At 70.0% G+C, this 14,570-nt stretch carries 14 protein-coding genes; 7 read left to right on the top strand and 7 right to left on the bottom strand.

From position 1 onward, the window contains the following. Positions 1-179: 179 nt before the first annotated feature. From ACTWQR_RS05145 to ACTWQR_RS05115, 7 genes are all read right to left on the bottom strand, one after another. Positions 180-638, bottom strand: a complete 459-nt coding sequence (locus tag ACTWQR_RS05145; RefSeq protein ID WP_443225680.1) for a carboxymuconolactone decarboxylase family protein — start codon at positions 636-638, stop codon at positions 180-182. Between the two features lie 41 nt (positions 639-679). Then, positions 680-1,129 carry a DUF6917 domain-containing protein gene (locus tag ACTWQR_RS05140; protein WP_443225679.1) on the bottom strand — a complete coding sequence of 150 codons (450 nt, stop codon included), beginning with the start codon at positions 1,127-1,129 and terminating at the stop codon, positions 680-682. Further along, positions 1,126-2,070, bottom strand: a complete 945-nt coding sequence (locus ACTWQR_RS05135) for a Gfo/Idh/MocA family protein (protein WP_443225678.1) — start codon at positions 2,068-2,070, stop codon at positions 1,126-1,128. Before ACTWQR_RS05135 ends, ACTWQR_RS05140 begins: the two co-directional genes overlap by 4 nt. Then, positions 2,067-3,200, bottom strand: coding sequence for an Ldh family oxidoreductase (locus tag ACTWQR_RS05130; RefSeq protein ID WP_443225677.1), 1,134 nt, complete (start codon positions 3,198-3,200; stop codon positions 2,067-2,069). The genes ACTWQR_RS05135 and ACTWQR_RS05130 overlap by 4 nt, the downstream gene beginning before the upstream one ends. A 92-nt stretch (positions 3,201-3,292) precedes the next feature. Then, on the bottom strand, positions 3,293-4,735 hold the full coding sequence (locus ACTWQR_RS05125) for a M20/M25/M40 family metallo-hydrolase (RefSeq protein WP_443225676.1): 1,443 nt from the start codon (positions 4,733-4,735) through the stop codon (positions 3,293-3,295). Then, positions 4,728-5,693, bottom strand: a complete 966-nt coding sequence (locus ACTWQR_RS05120; RefSeq protein WP_443225675.1) for a sugar phosphate isomerase/epimerase family protein — start codon at positions 5,691-5,693, stop codon at positions 4,728-4,730. The genes ACTWQR_RS05125 and ACTWQR_RS05120 overlap by 8 nt, the downstream gene beginning before the upstream one ends. After that, the gene (locus ACTWQR_RS05115) at positions 5,683-6,735 is read right to left on the bottom strand and encodes a Gfo/Idh/MocA family protein (RefSeq protein WP_443225674.1); all 1,053 of its coding nucleotides are present in this window, start codon (positions 6,733-6,735) and stop codon (positions 5,683-5,685) included. The genes ACTWQR_RS05120 and ACTWQR_RS05115 overlap by 11 nt, the downstream gene beginning before the upstream one ends. A 686-nt stretch (positions 6,736-7,421) precedes the next feature. On the opposite strand from ACTWQR_RS05115, the gene ACTWQR_RS05110 reads away from it, so the two are divergent. From ACTWQR_RS05110 to ACTWQR_RS05080, 7 genes are all read left to right on the top strand, one after another. Beyond that, positions 7,422-7,961 carry an EF-hand domain-containing protein gene (locus ACTWQR_RS05110; protein ID WP_443225673.1) on the top strand — a complete coding sequence of 180 codons (540 nt, stop codon included), beginning with the start codon at positions 7,422-7,424 and terminating at the stop codon, positions 7,959-7,961. A gap of 100 nt (positions 7,962-8,061) precedes the next feature. Then, positions 8,062-8,562 carry a hypothetical protein gene (locus ACTWQR_RS05105; protein WP_443225672.1) on the top strand — a complete coding sequence of 167 codons (501 nt, stop codon included), beginning with the start codon at positions 8,062-8,064 and terminating at the stop codon, positions 8,560-8,562. Positions 8,563-8,784: 222 nt separating this feature from the next. Then, a complete protein-coding gene (locus ACTWQR_RS05100) occupies positions 8,785-9,315 on the top strand; it encodes an EF-hand domain-containing protein (RefSeq protein WP_443225671.1) in 531 nt (176 codons plus the stop codon). Between the two features lie 441 nt (positions 9,316-9,756). Continuing rightward, positions 9,757-10,983, top strand: a complete 1,227-nt coding sequence (locus ACTWQR_RS05095) for a DegT/DnrJ/EryC1/StrS family aminotransferase (protein WP_443225670.1) — start codon at positions 9,757-9,759, stop codon at positions 10,981-10,983. Continuing rightward, positions 10,980-12,104, top strand: a complete 1,125-nt coding sequence (locus ACTWQR_RS05090) for a DegT/DnrJ/EryC1/StrS family aminotransferase (RefSeq protein WP_443225669.1) — start codon at positions 10,980-10,982, stop codon at positions 12,102-12,104. The genes ACTWQR_RS05095 and ACTWQR_RS05090 overlap by 4 nt, the downstream gene beginning before the upstream one ends. A gap of 103 nt (positions 12,105-12,207) precedes the next feature. Beyond that, positions 12,208-13,185 (top strand): UbiA family prenyltransferase, encoded by a 978-nt coding sequence (locus tag ACTWQR_RS05085; protein WP_443225668.1) that lies wholly within the window; start codon positions 12,208-12,210, stop codon positions 13,183-13,185. Next, positions 13,182-14,561 (top strand): protoporphyrinogen/coproporphyrinogen oxidase, encoded by a 1,380-nt coding sequence (locus tag ACTWQR_RS05080; RefSeq protein WP_443225667.1) that lies wholly within the window; start codon positions 13,182-13,184, stop codon positions 14,559-14,561. The genes ACTWQR_RS05085 and ACTWQR_RS05080 overlap by 4 nt, the downstream gene beginning before the upstream one ends. Positions 14,562-14,570 lie beyond the last annotated feature (9 nt).

Raw genomic sequence — 14,570 nt, 5'->3', positions numbered from 1 at the left:
CATGGCGCACAGCATGGTGGCCCTCCACCTTTTTCGTCAATGACCCGGAATAAATAACGGGATTTCTCGGCCATCCCTGTTCTCGCCCTGCGGGTCAGCCCAACTCGGTGCCCGAGTAAGGGAGATCGGCACGGAGAACACCGGCCCGCCCCCCCGGCCCACAGCCCCCTTGGCGGGTTTCAGGCCCTGTCGGCTCGTTGTGAGCCGGCCACCATGCGGGTGCTGACGCCGATCCGGTTCCAGGCGTTGATGGTGGCGACCGTCATGACGAGCGCCGCCAGTTGCCGGTCGTCGTAGTGGGCGGCGGCCTCGTTCCACACGTCGTCGGACACGCCCTCCGCGCCGAGGCGGGTCGCGGCGTCGGTCAGCGCGAGCGCGGAACGTTCGGCCTCGCTGAAGAAGGGGGACTCGCGCCAGGACACGACAGAGAACAGTCGTTCGTCGGGTTCTCCGCTGTTCTTCGCCTGGTGGCTGTGCAGGTCCACGCAGAACGCGCAGCCGTTGAGCTGACTGGCCCGCAGCTTGACCAGTTCCCTCAGGGATGCCGGCAGCGGGCTCGACGCGAGGTACTGCTCCAGGCCCAGCATGGCCTGGTAGGCGGTGGGCTCCAGCTCGGTGAGATTGAGACGAGGGTTCATGAGCGGGTGCTCCTGGTGATCGGGCCTCAGGTTGTCGGTCGTCAGTGGACGGTGGCCGGAGGGCCGCCGGGCGGACGCGGCACTGCTGCCCGCTGCTCGAACCGGACCTCCACTTCGGGTACGAGACCGAGCTGCGGGCCGGAGAGCGGTTCGGGCACCGAGATGAGGATGTTGTAGTGGTTCGGGAAGTGACAGGCGTCGAATCCCAGGACCGTCCCCACCCGCTTACCGTTCGCCCAGACCACATCGCCCCGGTCGATGACCCCGGCGCATCCGATCTCCACGAAGCCCAGAAAGCCGACCCGGTCGATCCGGGCGCCGGCAGTGGTCTCCGTGTGGTCGGTGGTCACCAGCTCATGCACCTCACCACGGCGGACGCACCGGCTCGCGAACTCCTCCAGCGCCATACCCCGGTCATCGCGCCGGTGGGTGAGTACCTTCACCAACTGCCCGTGTACGGCGCGTTTGGCACCGTCCTCGCCTGGCGTCATGTCTGGGGTGCCTCCTGGCGGGGACGCGGTCGGCCGGCGCGTTCACGCGCGTACGTGGCGGCCACGAGCTCCAGGGTGGCCAGGCCGCCGGGATCGTTCGGGCGGCGGCCGGACAGGATGTCGGTGAAGTCCCGCAGCACGCCCACGTATTCGTGCCAGAGGGACCCTTTGAACTCCGGATGGCCCGCGAGCATGTCGGCACGGTCCACGGTCCCGTCGGCAAGTCGCACCTCAACCGTTTTGCGCTCACCGGGGCGGGACCAGTCGAGCGCCACCCGTGCCGCCGCGCCGGACGGGGCGTCCAGCAGCACCTGCGCCTGCCGGTCGACGCCGTGCGCGTCGCGGTGCACGACGGCCTCGGTCACCTGGACGTCTCCGAGGAACAGGCGGACCAGATCGAACGCGTTGGGCCCGTTGTCGGCGACACAGCCGCCCCCACAGCGCTCCGGGTCGAGATACCAGCGATCCCGTCCGGCGTGCTCCTCGATCGTCTCCTCGTAGTGCACTGTCAGCGAAGTGATCGGTGAGGCGGAGGCGATTCGGTCGCGGAGGGCGTTCACCTCCCTGTTGTAGCGGCGGTGAAAAGAGGTGAACAGCACGGCGCCGCTGTGCTGGGCGAGCCGCACGAGGTGGTGGGCATCGAGCGGCTTCGTGGCGAGCGGCTTCTCCACGCACACCGCGCGTCCGGCCTCCAGCGCTTCCCTGCACACCGGGTAGTGCAGGTCGTTGGGCACGTTGACCACCACGGCGTCCAGGTCCGCCGCCCGCAGCAGCTCGCGGTGGTCGCGGTAGCGCGGCACCTGCGGTGGTGCGGTGGCGAGCCGGTCCTCGTCGGGGTCGCATACTGCCACCAGCCGCGCGCACGCCTCGCGTTCGAGTGCGGCCAGATAGAAGCGGGAGATGACGCCGAGGCCGATGAGGCCGATGCGGGGGATGGTCATGCCGGGCTTCCCTCCTCGGTGGGTGGCACCGGTGCCGGGAAGCGGAGGCCGCTGGTCCGGGCCAGGTCGAGCATCTCCTGATGCAGGGCCGCTTCGAGCGGGACGCCGTGAGCGCGCCGGTCGCGACAACGCGCGTCCTCGGGCCAGCCGGGATAGCGCACCGGCTCGTCCGCCCGGATCGGCGGGCAGCCGAGAAGAGCGCCGAACAGGCCGGCCGCATCGGTGAGGAACTCCGCCTCGGGCCGAAGCCGCCCAGGGGCGACGGCCAGCATGAGGCAGCCGATGTCGTCGTCGGGGCCGGCGGGCTTCGCCGTCTTCTCATGCGGGCCGAGTCCGGCTCCGGGGACGAGTGCGGACAGCACCTCCACCAGCAGGCCCAGTCCGTAGCCCTTGTAGGCACCGGCGTCGGGGTCACCGCCGAGCCAGCTCAGGTGCGCCTGGCCGCGGTCGAAGGCCGCCGGGTCGGTGACCGGCGCGCCGTCGTCGTCCTGGAGCCAGCCCACGGGCACGTTCTGCCCTGCGCGTGCAGCGGCCCGGACTCTGCCGGTGGGGGCCACGGTGGTGGCCATGTCCAGGACGAACGGGGGCAGGTCGCCGGCCGGGGCGGCCAGCGCGAGGGGGTTCGTGCCGAGCATGGCGGCCCGTCCGCCGACGGGGCGGACGATCTGCTGCCGGCCGCAGTTGGCGGTGACCAGGCCCACCATGTGGTGCTGGACCGCGCGCAGGGCGTGGTAGCCCGCGCAGCCGAAGTGTGTGGCGCCACGCACCGAGACCATGCCGACCCCGTACCGGCGGGCGCGCTCGACCGCGAGGTCCATCGCCTCGGCGGCCGCCCACAGCCCGAGCGCCCGGCGAGCGTCGAGGAGAACCGAGGCACCGTGGTCGGCGACGATCCGTGGCTCAGCCCGCGGGTCGCACCGGCCCGTGTCGAGCAGCGGCAGGTAGAGCCGGGTGAGATTGGTGATGCCGTGACTGGTGAAGCCCGTGAGGTCGCCGTGGCACAGCGCCGCGGCGGCGGCTCCCGCGCGGTCCTCCGGGAGGCCCCTGGCGCCGAAGACATCGGCCACGAAGGCGGCGAGTTCCCGGTATGGCACCCGCACGCCGGCGTCGCCGGGTGGCCGGGGTGGCATGAGGCGCGGGTCGGAAAGGGTCGGCACAGCCCTTGTAGCAGTGCCACTGGCACTGGCACTGGCAGTTGCCGGGGTCGTGGAAGTCGGCGAGGTCATCGGGGAGAGATCCTGTCCGCGGCCGCGCCGGGCGCGACAGCTGAGAGAGCGTGAGGTGCTTGTGGAGCGCCGTCGTCGTGGGTGACGTCGCCGTCCTGCGGCGGGTGGCGGACGCGTGCGACGAGTACGCGGGCGATCTCGTCGGCGTACTGGTCCAAGTCGTCCAGGTCGGCGTACTCGCCGTCGGCGTGCGCGTGGTTGGTGTGCAGGTTGCCGGGGCCGAAGACCGCGGTGTAGCTGTCGGGGACGCCGGCCATCCAGATGGCGTCGCAGGTGAAAGCCGGCTCTTCGTCGGGCCAGCGCACCAGGCCCGCGCGTCGTTCCAGCAGTTCCTCGGCCCACGGCGCGCGACCCCGGCCGTCCAGCGCGGGCAGGCCCCGCTTGTACCAGTGCAAGGACGTGATCCGTGCCGCGTCAGTGGCCGTCCTGGCCAGGTCACGGGTGCCGGCGGCCCTGGCGGAGAAGTCGGCGAGCGCCTCGCGCAACGCCTGCCCCAGCATGCGCTCGGCGGCCCGGCCGGTCTGCCGGGAGCCGTAGGAGACGTTGAGCAGCAGTCGGCCGGTGCCGTAGACCCGATTGTGCCGCTCGCCGGTGTGCAGGCCCGCCACGCACACTTTGCCGTCGCCGATTCGCGATGGCAGGGCCAGGGCCAGGTATTGGCCGATGTGCCCCAGCAACACGGTCGCGTTGTGCCCGGCCTCGGGGCGGTCGTCCACCGCGTCCTCACCCCGAACGCGTACGCAGGCCGTCATGGACGCGGTGGAACGTGGCAGGAACCGGTGCCCGGTGGGCTCACAGAACAGGTTCAGCCCGCCGGTGAACCCCTCCTCGACCAGCGGCCGGGTGCCGAACGTTCCCATGGCACCGCCTTCCTCACCCGCGACCGCCTGGATGAGCACGCCGATCCGGCTGCCCAGGGCCGGTTCGGCCGCGCGAGCTGCCCGAATACCGGCGAGCAGGGCAACGGCGGGGCCCTTGGCGTCGATCGCCCCTCGGCCGGTGAAGCGCCGTCCGTCGAAGCGGGCCGGCCACCACCCGGCCACCGTGTCCAGGTGGACGTTGAACATCACCGTGTCCTGCCGTGGGAGTTCCGGGCCGAGTCGCAGCACCAGGCTGGGCTGCCGGGCCAGGAACGTCTCGTCCTTCGCCGCCTCCCGAACAGTCAGCGGTACGTCGTCCCGGCGCAGCACCTCTGGTTCCGCCGGGGCGTGGCGCAGCACCCTCAGACCGAGCGCCGCGGCAGCCGTGGCATAGGCCCGTCCGGCCTCCCACAGGCGAGCGGCGGGGCCGTCACCGTCCGACTCCAGCGGACCCGTGGTGGGGGTGTCGAGGAGGTCGAGCAGCAGCTCGTGATCGGTTGGCGTCAGCCGTGCGGGACGCGGCAGGGGAGCGGCGGCGGAGTCGGGTGGGGGAGGCAGGCGGGGCGGGAGGTCAGGCATGCGGCACCCCTCCGGCGGCGGGGGCGCGGGCAGCCAGGGCTTCCTGCCGCACGAGGCGCTCCAGGGATCGGCCGTAACCGACGAACGCCGCCACACTGTCGGTACCCGTGGCGTCGTGGTCCTGGTGCGGCCGCAGGTGGGTGTGCGGTTCGATCGACAGGGCCCCGGTGTAGCCGTGGTCGAGGAGGGCACGCACGCAGGCGGACACCTCGGACCGGCCCTCCCCGGGCAGCGTGTAGGTGACGTGGCCGTCCGGTCCGGTCCGGGCATCCTTGACGTGTACGTGAGCGACATGGTCGATGACGGCGCTCAGCAGCGCGCGGGCGTCGTAGCCGTGGGGGACGCCGTTGCCGATGTCGAAGAGCAGCCGCAGCGCCGGGCTGTCGGCGTGGTCGAGGAGGTCCAGCATCCGGTCGGCCCGTGTGCCGGCCCAGCCGCTGCAGTTCTCGTGCAGCAGCACCAGCCCGTGCTGCTCGGCCTGCCGGACCAGGAGAGCCATCCGGTCCAGCACCCGGCTGCCCCACTCCTCCTCGTCGAGGCCGGCGTTGGGGTAGGACATCACCCGGACATACCGGGTGCCCAGGATGGCGCAACGCCGGGCCAGCACCCGTAGCTCCGCCACATCGTCCTCGAAGCGACCGGTGATCGGGCGGCTCCAGTTGGCGATCCTGGAATCGACGCAGACGACATCGAGGCCCGCTGCCGCGATCCGCTCGGTCAGGTCGGCGAAGGCCGGGTCGTCCAGGTCGGCGACCGCGACACCGTCGACGTTACGCAACTCGATGGTCTCCCAGCGGAGTTGTCGCAGTGCGTGAAGTTGGCCGGCGAGATCTGCCGCGGCCTCGTCGCCGATTCCCGCGAAACGGACGCCGGGACGCGCCCGTCCGACGGGGTCGTCCTCGGGCACGCCGTACGGGGGGTGCAGAGGGTCCGCTCCGGAGGGAAGGTCAACTCGCATGGACCGTCGCCTCCTTGTGGGCGGTCCGGCCGCCGTGGGGCGGCACTGCCTCGTGCGCGCCCGCCGCGAGCCGCTTCGCCTCGTCGAGCAGCTGGACCGTCCGTACGTGCAGGTCGAGGTCGTCCGCGTCGGCGTCGGCGTCATCGACGAAGCGGCGGTAGGCGCGGGTCAGATACGAGGTGAGGGAGTCGTCACGAAGGACCTCACGTACGGTGTGGCCGTCGCGGGTGATCTCCAGCTGAGCGAAGTCGTCGTCCTGGCCGACCGCGTAGTGTCCAACGACGCTGCCGCCCGCCATGTCGAGCACGATGCGCCGCTGGCGTACCGGTGAGGACAGGTCGGACACCACCTCGCTCCGGGTCCCGCCGTCGTGCAGCAGTTCCAGGCGCGCACCGCCCATGCGCGGTACCGTCACCTTCCCCACCTGTAGGTCGGCGCAGGTGGCGCCGCACACCTGGGCGTCCCCGAGGAGGCGCAGGAGGACGCCCACCGCATGCGGTGCCTCCACATCGAAGGCGGAGGTGTGGCTGCTGCTGCCGAGAGAGCGCCGGAACCGGGGCTTGTGCTGGGTGACGGACACGGAGCGGACCGCGCCGAGTCCCCCGTCGGCCACGATCTGGACGAGACGCCGCGTCAGCGCGCTGTGCAGCCAGGGCGCCACCACGGACAGTCGCAGCTCGTGTTCCCGTGCGAGGTGCAGGATGGACTGGAGCGCGCCTCGGTCACCGGCCAGCGGTTTCTCCATGAGGATCCGCCGGAAGCCGAGCGCGGCGACATCGCGGAGCACCTCGGCGCGTACGGCGGGCGGAGTGCACAGGTGGACGACAGTTTGCGCCGGGTCGAGGAGCTCGCGTGCTCGTGCCAGGGAATCAACGATCAGGAGATCTTCCCGCTGCCGGGCAAGCGGCGCGTTTCCGGGGTCCACCCCCACGATCGGGTGATCGGCGAACATGTCCACGGCTGTGGAGCGCGCACGCATCAGCACCGGCACATGCAGTCCCAGGCCAGCGCGGCCCAGGCCGACGATCAGCGTACGCAGCACTCTTCGACCCACCTCTTCGACTGGTTCGTCGCGCCGGCTCGGGTTCCTCCACCCACCGCACGCGTTTCTCTGGTGTCGCACACGGCTGCGAATTCGCCCACGGATACGAAGCAGGGTGGTCCGAGATCAGGTCGGCGAATTAGTATGAAAATTTTCGGCATACCCATCTTTCTTCCCCTGAAACGCGCGCGACGACCTTCGCGGAATGTTGTTGAGCGAGGCGTCGGCTGCATGGGCGCGGGCTCGTTGCAACGTATCTATTAGCGGCCGCCCATGTATTTATGCGCCGCGCTCGCCGACTGTTGAGAAGATGGCTCGAAAATCACGGCAAGGCGACTGCGTGGTCCGTCCGGCCTGGCGGGTGGACGCCCAGAAGCCCCACCCGTTTACTCGGTCGAACCTGCGACCGAAAACAACTGGCCATCAGGGGTCGGTCGAGAATCCGAGGAAATGTTTCTGCGGTCTTCCGGTCGCATACCCCCGTTGACAGGAGTCGAGGAATGCTAGTACTCATGTATCTTGCACAGGGCATGCGGTATATGCCTTGCATGATGCGGTCGATTGCTCGGCCATACCCTCGGGATTTTTGATTCCTCTGGAATTCTGGAATGGAGATCCTTCGATCTCCTGTGTTTCTGGCGAGGCGGCCGGTTTTCTCCGCAGCTCTTTCGAGAACGAGGAGTGAGATGTCCAACAAGACCGCACAGGTCGAGCGTCTCCGACAGCGTTTCGAGCTGTACGACACCGACGGGGACGGACTTATCGGGCGCCGTGACCTGGAGGAAGAGGCCCGGCGCATCGTCCGCGCTTTCGGCGAGTCGGAGCACTCTCCCAAGGCCCAGGCGTTGCTGCACGCGTACCCGCACATGTGGGACTACATGACGCGAGAGGCCGGCATCGCCGCCGGTGAGACCCTGACGTTGGAGCAGTTCGTCGAGATTGCCGACACCCAGATGCTGAGCGCGGGCGCGGCCGGCTTCAGCACCATGCTCCGCCCGAGCATCCGCGCGATGGTCGACCTGTGCGACGTCGACGGCGACGGGCAGGTCAATCCGGAAGAGTTCCGGACGTGGCTCGGTGCCATCGGCGACAACCGGATCGACGCGGACGAGGCGTTCCGCAAGGTGGACGCTGACAGTAACGGGCAGCTGTCCGTCGAGGAGCTCGTGGCCGCGGTGGGCCAGTACCACGCGGGCGAACTCGACGCCCCTCTTCTGGGTGTCTGAGCCGCACGCCGGCGGCAGGGGCCGCTCCGGGCGCAGGACGCTCGGAGCGGCCCCTCACCCGCGGATACAGCAGAGCCTTACGGGTCCCGACGAGGGATCCATGCCCGCCAAGTCCCGTGAAACCGCTCATCGGACCGAAGCGATCGGCATGGTGGGACCGGGACCGGGGCCGGTGGCCGGACTGCTCCCGGTACGTGCCGCGCTGCTACTGCTGTCCCTGGGGCAGGGGCTGCCAGGAGTGTGGGCTCTTTTCGCGCCACGGTCCTTCTATGACGGGTTCCCTCTCCCCGGTTATGGGTGGCTGGCCAAATTCCCGCCGTACAACGAACACCTGGTGCGCGACCTCGGTGCCCTGTCGCTCGCCCTGACGGCGGTGTTGGCGTTGGCCGCTGTCTCTTTGGAGCGGCGGCTGGTGCGCACCGCGGCCTTCGGCTGTCTCGCCTTCACGGTTCCCCATCTGGCATTCCATGTTGCGCATCTGGGTCGCTTCGACACCGCGGATGTGATCGCGCAACTCATTTCTCAGGTGGCCCCGATCGCTGTATCAGGCATCGTCCTCCTGCTGAGCCGGCGCATCGGAGCGCTCGAAGACAGAGACTGAGGTTCGGCTGTATCCGGGCGGCTTGCGCGGCTGAAGAAGATCTTCACCTGGTTGATTCAGTAGTGCGCTTCAGTGCGCCCAAAACATTTCCGGCGCGATGGTTTATCACTCTTGAGAGTGAGTTAGTGGCACCTTTTATGGTGGGTATCTCTCCGGAGACGCGCCAGGCCGTGAGTCTGACAGCGAACCGCAGTCCCGAGAAAACCACGTGAAAGGAAAAGTGTGACTACTTCCGTGCAGGAGCAGCGACTGCGTCGCCGCTTCGAAATGTGGGACAAGAATGGCGACGGCACCATCGACCGTAGTGACTGGGCAGGTGAGGCAAAGCGCATCCTGGACTCGTTCGGGGAATCCGGGAATTCCTCGAAGGGCCAGGCCCTCACCAAGGCGTACCTGGGGATGTGGGAATACCTGGCGAACCAGGCCGGAGTCGGGCCCGACGGCGCGCTGAGCCTCGACCAGTTCCAGGACGTGGCGGCGAAGCAGGTACTCGACCGCGGGCAGGCCGGCTTCGACCAAGTGCTGCGCCCGACGATCAAGGCGATCGCCGACCTGTGCGACACCGACGGCGACGGTCAGGTCAGCCCCCAGGAGTTCCGGCACTGGATCCGTGCCATCGGCAGCGACGAGTCCACGGCGGACGCGGCATTCGAGCAGATCGACGCGGACAGTAACGGTCAGCTGTCGGTCGAGGAGCTGATCCAGGCGGTACACCGCTACCACTCCGGTGAGCTGGAGTTCTCGCTGCTCTGACCCGCGGACCTTCGTCCGGCGCTCCCCGGCACACCGTGGGAGCGCCGGGCGTTGCCCTCCTTTCGACCGCTCGCCGCCGGTCCTTGAGCCTGTTTCTGAACCCCCGCCTGCGCCCCGACGCCCGGTGCGCACCCTCGCCGCACGTCGCCGCAGGACAGGTGGCTCCGCCACATGACCTGCAACGCCGCAGGCCGAGGGCACGCACCGGCTGTGTCCGACAGCCTCCCCCGCTCTCGGCTTCTCCCCCACTCTCGGCTTCGCTCGAGCGGGGGGACCCCCATGAGCGGGGGGACCCCCATCGCGGCGGGCGCTGCGCCCGCGCTCCGCGCGGACGACGGGGGTTCAGAAACAGGCTCTCAAGGCCATCTGGTGCTTCGGCCGCCTGCCCGGCAGGGCCTGCACCACGTTCCCCTGCCTCGCCCCACCGCCACGAGAGGAACCATGCGCGACGCATCCTTCGGCCAGAGGAACGGCAGGCTCGGCACCGCGACCGGCACAGCGGGCGGCGCCTCGGGGCAGGTGCCCTTCTTCACCCAGGCCCGCACGTTCGAAGATCTCTGGCCGGACATCCGGTCCCGGCTGACCGAAGTCCTCGACAACGGCAAGTTCTCGCACGGCCGGCAGGTCGCCCGGTTCGAGGAGGCCCTGGCCCAGTGGACCGGCGCCCGCTACGCGGTGGGGGTAAACAGCGGAACCGACGCGCTGGTGCTGCTGCTGCGCGCCTGCGGCCTGCGGCCTGGCGACGAAGTCATCGTCCCGGCCTTCACCTTCGTGGCGTCGGCCTCCTCCGTCGTGCTGGCCGGCGGCCGACCGGTCTTCGCCGACATCGACCCTGTCAGCTATGCGATGGACCCCAAATCCGCGGCCGACGCGGTCACCCCTCGCACCCGGATGATCATGCCTGTCCACCTGTTCTGGCAGATGGCCGACATGGACGGGCTGCTCGACGTCGCGCACCACCACCGGCTCACCGTGGTGGAGGACAGTGCCGAGGCCATCGGGATGCGGTGGGGCGGGGCACACGCCGGGCTGCTGGGAGCCGGCGGGGTGCTGTCGTTCTTCCCCACCAAGACGCTCGGGGCCATCGGCGATGCCGGGGCGATCCTCACCGACGACCGGCAACTCGCGGAGGCCGCAGCGGCGTTGCGCCACCACGGGCGCTACGGCCGGACGCTGGCCCACTTCCCCGGCATCAGCAACGAGACCACACTCAACGGCGTCAACAGCAAGATGGACGACATCCAGGCGGCTGTCCTCCTGGCCAAGCTGGCCCGGCTGCACGAGGACATCGCCCGCCGGGCCCGACTCGCCGCCGCCTACACAGAAAGACTGGCCGACGCGCCCGGCGTACTGCGGCTGCCCACCGTGGTGCCACGCACCGCGCGGACCCAGCCGGTCTTCTACGTCTACCTGATCGAGGTCGAGCGGCGCGACGAGCTGGCCGAGTACCTGGCCGAACACGGTGTGGGCACCGAGACGTACTACCCGACCCCGCTGCACCTCCAGGAGTGCTTCGCCGACCTGGGATACCGCCGCGGTGACTTCCCGCACGCCGAGGCGGCCTGCGAACGCACGATCGCCCTCCCGCTGTACCCCGACCTGAGCATCGACGACGTCGACACCGTGTGCGACCTCGTCCGCCGGTTCCCGACCAGGAGGCCGGCGTGACGATTCCCTTCTTCCCCCCGGACCTCTTCGAGGACGACCGGCAGCTGCTCCTGGACCTCGTCCACGAGATCGGCACCGCCCCGGAACAGAGGTTCCTCCTCGGCGAGCACACCGCCCGCTTCGAGGAAGCCCTGCGCACCTCGCTCGACGCCGCCGACGTAGTGGCCTGCTCAAGCGGCACCTCCGCACTGACCCTCGTACTGCACGCCATGGGCATCGGACCCGGCGACGAGGTGGTCGTACCGGCCTACGGCTGCGCCCCGCTCGCCAACACCGTGGTGGGACTGGAGGCGACGCCGGTGTTCGCGGACATCGACCCGTGGACGATGGTGGCCGACCCGGACCGCGTGGAACAAGCGATCACCGGCCGGACCAGGGCGATCATGCCCGCGCACATGTTCTCCGTGATGGCCGACATGCCCCGCATGCGTGAGATCGCCCGGCGTCACAGCCTGCGCCTGGTCGAGGACTCGGCGGTCGCCCAGGGCGGTAGCCTCGACGGCCGCCCCGCCGGGACCTGGGGGGAGGCCGGAGTGTTCTCCTTCGTCCAGGTCAAGACCTTCGGAACCGTCGGCGAGGGCGGCGCCGTCGTCACCATGGACCCCGAACTCGGGCGTGCCGTCAGGTTGTTGCGCAACCACGGGCAGGCTGAGCGGTTCGTCTACCGGCGAACCGGCTACAGCAGCCGGTTCGACGAAGTGCTCGCGGCCTTCCAACTCCACCGGCTCCCCGGTTTCCCCGGTCTGCTGGAGCGCCGGGCCCGCATCGCCGACTACTACACCGAACGCTTCACGCCACTGCGCGAGCGCGGAGTGCTACCCCCTCCACCGGGCCGCAACGGCCGCTGCTTCTACGTGTACTCCCTCCTCGCCGAGAAGCGGGACGAACTGAAGGCACACCTGGCCGCCCGTGGCGTCGAGAGCCATGTGTACTACCCCCTGCCGCTACCGCACCAGCCTGCCTTCACCCGGTTCGCGCCCGCGGACCGGAGCTGGCCGCACGCGGAGAGCGCCGCCCGGCGCCAACTCGCCATCCCCGTACACCCGCGCCTCACCGATGCCCAGGTGGAACACATCGCGGACACCGTCTGCGGCTACGCCGACCTGAGCACGACCCGATGACCAGTGACGCGGCGGCACCAGCCGCGGGCCCCTCACCGGCCGCCCCAGAAGGCGTCCGGGGTCGATCCGAAGAAATCCGAAGTAAGCCGAAGGAGCGGAGCAGATGACGAGCCGCACCGAGGCCGGACCGTTCACGGCCGGCCACGTACGCCCGGAGAGCAAGGTCCGCAGCTACGCCCGCCTGGGCAAACTCGATGTCTACGACTACTACCCGAGCATCGCCGTGGCCCTGTCCGCGGTGCTGCTGCCCGTCGCCGGCCTGTCGCCCGCGACCATCGTGACACTCGCCCTGTTTCTCTTCGGCGGGGTCTTCGTGATCGTCGCCATGGTCGCCCTCGACGACGTGACCGGCTACCGCGACGGCAGTGACGCCGCGAACTATGGCCCGGACAACCCGCTGCGCAACAAACTCCGCAAGCCACTGGTCGCGGGGACCCTGACGCTGCGCGAAGCGCTCGGCTTCGGCTGGGCCACCGCCGTCATCGGTGCCGTGTTGTGGGCCGCCGCCATGGCAACCGCCGCGCACCTGACCACCTGGACGGTGGTGCTGGTCGTGGCACTGTTCGCGGTCTCGATCCAGTACTCCTACGGGCTGAAGATCAGCTATCACGGCTTCCAGGAGATCTTCCTCGCGGGGCTGGGCGCGGGGCTGGTCATGGGGGCGTACGGGCTGGCGGCCGGCCACTTCTCCGGATTCGTGCTCGTCCAGGGGGTGCTGTTCGGTTTCGGGCCGCTGCTGTTCGGCGTGTACTCCAACACCAACGACATCCCCGGGGACCGGGCCGTCGGGCGTCTGACCGTGGCGTGCCTGGTCTCGCCCAAAGGCAACGCCCTCTTCATCGGTTCGTTGTCCGTGGCGGAGTTCCTGATCGGCGCGATCTCCTCCGCCGTCGGGATCGCCCCGTGGTGGTTCGTGCTCCTGATGCTGCCCGTCACCGTGCTGCGCGCGCGGCAGTACCTCACCGGCTTCCGGCAGGGGGACATCATGCGCGCCCGCAGGCTCGGTTTCCCGGCGCACCGGGTCAGCACAGTGCTGCTGATCACCGCGAATCTGATCGTCGGCGCGGGGGGCTCGGCATGAGTCCTGATCTCGACGTCGCCGTGGTCGGCGCCGGCATGGCCGGGCTGACCGCCGCACACGAACTGCGGCGCGCCGGTCTCGAGGTGCGGGTGTTCGAGGAGCAGGAGCACGTCGGCGGCCGGATGCACAGCTTCAGGCACGACGGCTACACCATCGACGAGGGTGCCGAACAGGTCTCGGACCAGGGGTACCGCGCGACGTGGGAACTGCTCTCGCGGCTGGGGGTGCCGAAGCACGACGTACCGCGCATCGGCAAGTCGATCGGTGTGTGGCGCGGCGGGCGGGCCCACCCCGGCGTGGCGGACACCTCCGCGCTGCTCACCGGTGCCGGGCTCCCGCCCCGTGCCCGGTTCGATCTCGCCCGGTTCCTGGCCTGGACAGGTGCGCATCGCCGGGAGTTCGACGACGACCACCCCGAACGCACGCCGGTGGGGGCTTCGACGGTCAGGGAGTTCGCCCGGCGGTACCACAGGGACGTTCACGACTACCTGTTCCAGCCGGTCGCCGGCAGCTTCTTCGGCTGGGACACGGCGCGCTCCGCGGCGGCGCCGATGGTCAGCCTGCTGCTGTCGGTGGGACCGCCCGCCCGCTGGCGGACGTACCGCGACGGCATGGACCTGCTCGCCCGTCGGCTGGCCGAAGGACTCGACGTGGCCACCGGCAGCACGGTGCACGAGGTCGTCGCCGAGCAAGGCTCCGTGCGGCTGCGGGTGGGCGACGACATCGTCACGGCGCGCTCGGTGGTTCTCTGCGTGCCCGCTCCGGTCGCGGCGCGGCTGCACGCCAACGCCCCGGCCGACGAACTCCCGTTCCTGTCGGCGAGTACGTTCACGCCGACGCTCAAGGTCAGCTGCCTGCTGGACCGGCCGCTCGCGCCCGCGTCCCGCAAGCCCCTGTACATCCTGCTGACACCCGATGCGGAGGACGACGTGCTCTCCGCGATCATCGTGGACCACGCCAAGCACCCGGACCGGGCGCCCGCGGGCAAGGGCCTGCTGACCCTCATGGCCGATGCCCGCCGCATCCCCGAACTGATGGAGGCGCCGGAGGAGCAGACAGCCGACCGGCTCGTACGGGCCGCCACACGCTACGTACCCGGTCTGGAGGCGGCCGGCGATCGCCGCTTCGTGCACGCCTTCACCCACGGCCTGCCCGAGGCCACGCCCCAGGCGCTGCGCCACCGCGCGCAGTTCATGGCGCGGGAGGCACGGCCGGTGGAGTACGCCGGTGACTGGGTGATGCTGCGGCCGGCCAGCGAGGGTGCCGTGCGGTCGGGCGCGCTCGCCGCGTCACGTGTCCTGAGCCGGCTGCGGTCGCCCCGGTCGGTCGCACGGCCCCTCCTCGCCTCACTCCCCGCAGAGGAGAACGTCTCTTGAAACCGCATG

Source organism: Streptomyces sp. 2A115 (assembly GCF_052245575.1).
Lineage (GTDB): Bacteria > Actinomycetota > Actinomycetes > Streptomycetales > Streptomycetaceae > Streptomyces.
Note: the sequence above shows the minus strand (reverse complement) of the source record. Positions and strands in the feature narration are given on the sequence as shown.

Excerpts from the sequence above, each read along its gene's own strand:
- ACTWQR_RS05085 (WP_443225668.1), top strand. The coding sequence starts at position 12,208 with ATGACGAGCCGCACCGAGGCCGGACCGTTCACGGCCGGCCACGTACGC.
- ACTWQR_RS05125 (WP_443225676.1), bottom strand. The coding sequence starts at position 4,735 with ATGCCTGACCTCCCGCCCCGCCTGCCTCCCCCACCCGACTCCGCCGCC.
- ACTWQR_RS05135 (WP_443225678.1), bottom strand. The coding sequence starts at position 2,070 with ATGACCATCCCCCGCATCGGCCTCATCGGCCTCGGCGTCATCTCCCGC.
- ACTWQR_RS05140 (WP_443225679.1), bottom strand. The coding sequence starts at position 1,129 with ATGACGCCAGGCGAGGACGGTGCCAAACGCGCCGTACACGGGCAGTTG.
- ACTWQR_RS05095 (WP_443225670.1), top strand. The coding sequence starts at position 9,757 with ATGCGCGACGCATCCTTCGGCCAGAGGAACGGCAGGCTCGGCACCGCG.
- ACTWQR_RS05145 (WP_443225680.1), bottom strand. The coding sequence starts at position 638 with ATGAACCCTCGTCTCAATCTCACCGAGCTGGAGCCCACCGCCTACCAG.
- ACTWQR_RS05110 (WP_443225673.1), top strand. The coding sequence starts at position 7,422 with ATGTCCAACAAGACCGCACAGGTCGAGCGTCTCCGACAGCGTTTCGAG.
- ACTWQR_RS05130 (WP_443225677.1), bottom strand. The coding sequence starts at position 3,200 with ATGCCACCCCGGCCACCCGGCGACGCCGGCGTGCGGGTGCCATACCGG.
- ACTWQR_RS05105 (WP_443225672.1), top strand. The coding sequence starts at position 8,062 with ATGCCCGCCAAGTCCCGTGAAACCGCTCATCGGACCGAAGCGATCGGC.
- ACTWQR_RS05120 (WP_443225675.1), bottom strand. The coding sequence starts at position 5,693 with ATGCGAGTTGACCTTCCCTCCGGAGCGGACCCTCTGCACCCCCCGTAC.
- ACTWQR_RS05080 (WP_443225667.1), top strand. The coding sequence starts at position 13,182 with ATGAGTCCTGATCTCGACGTCGCCGTGGTCGGCGCCGGCATGGCCGGG.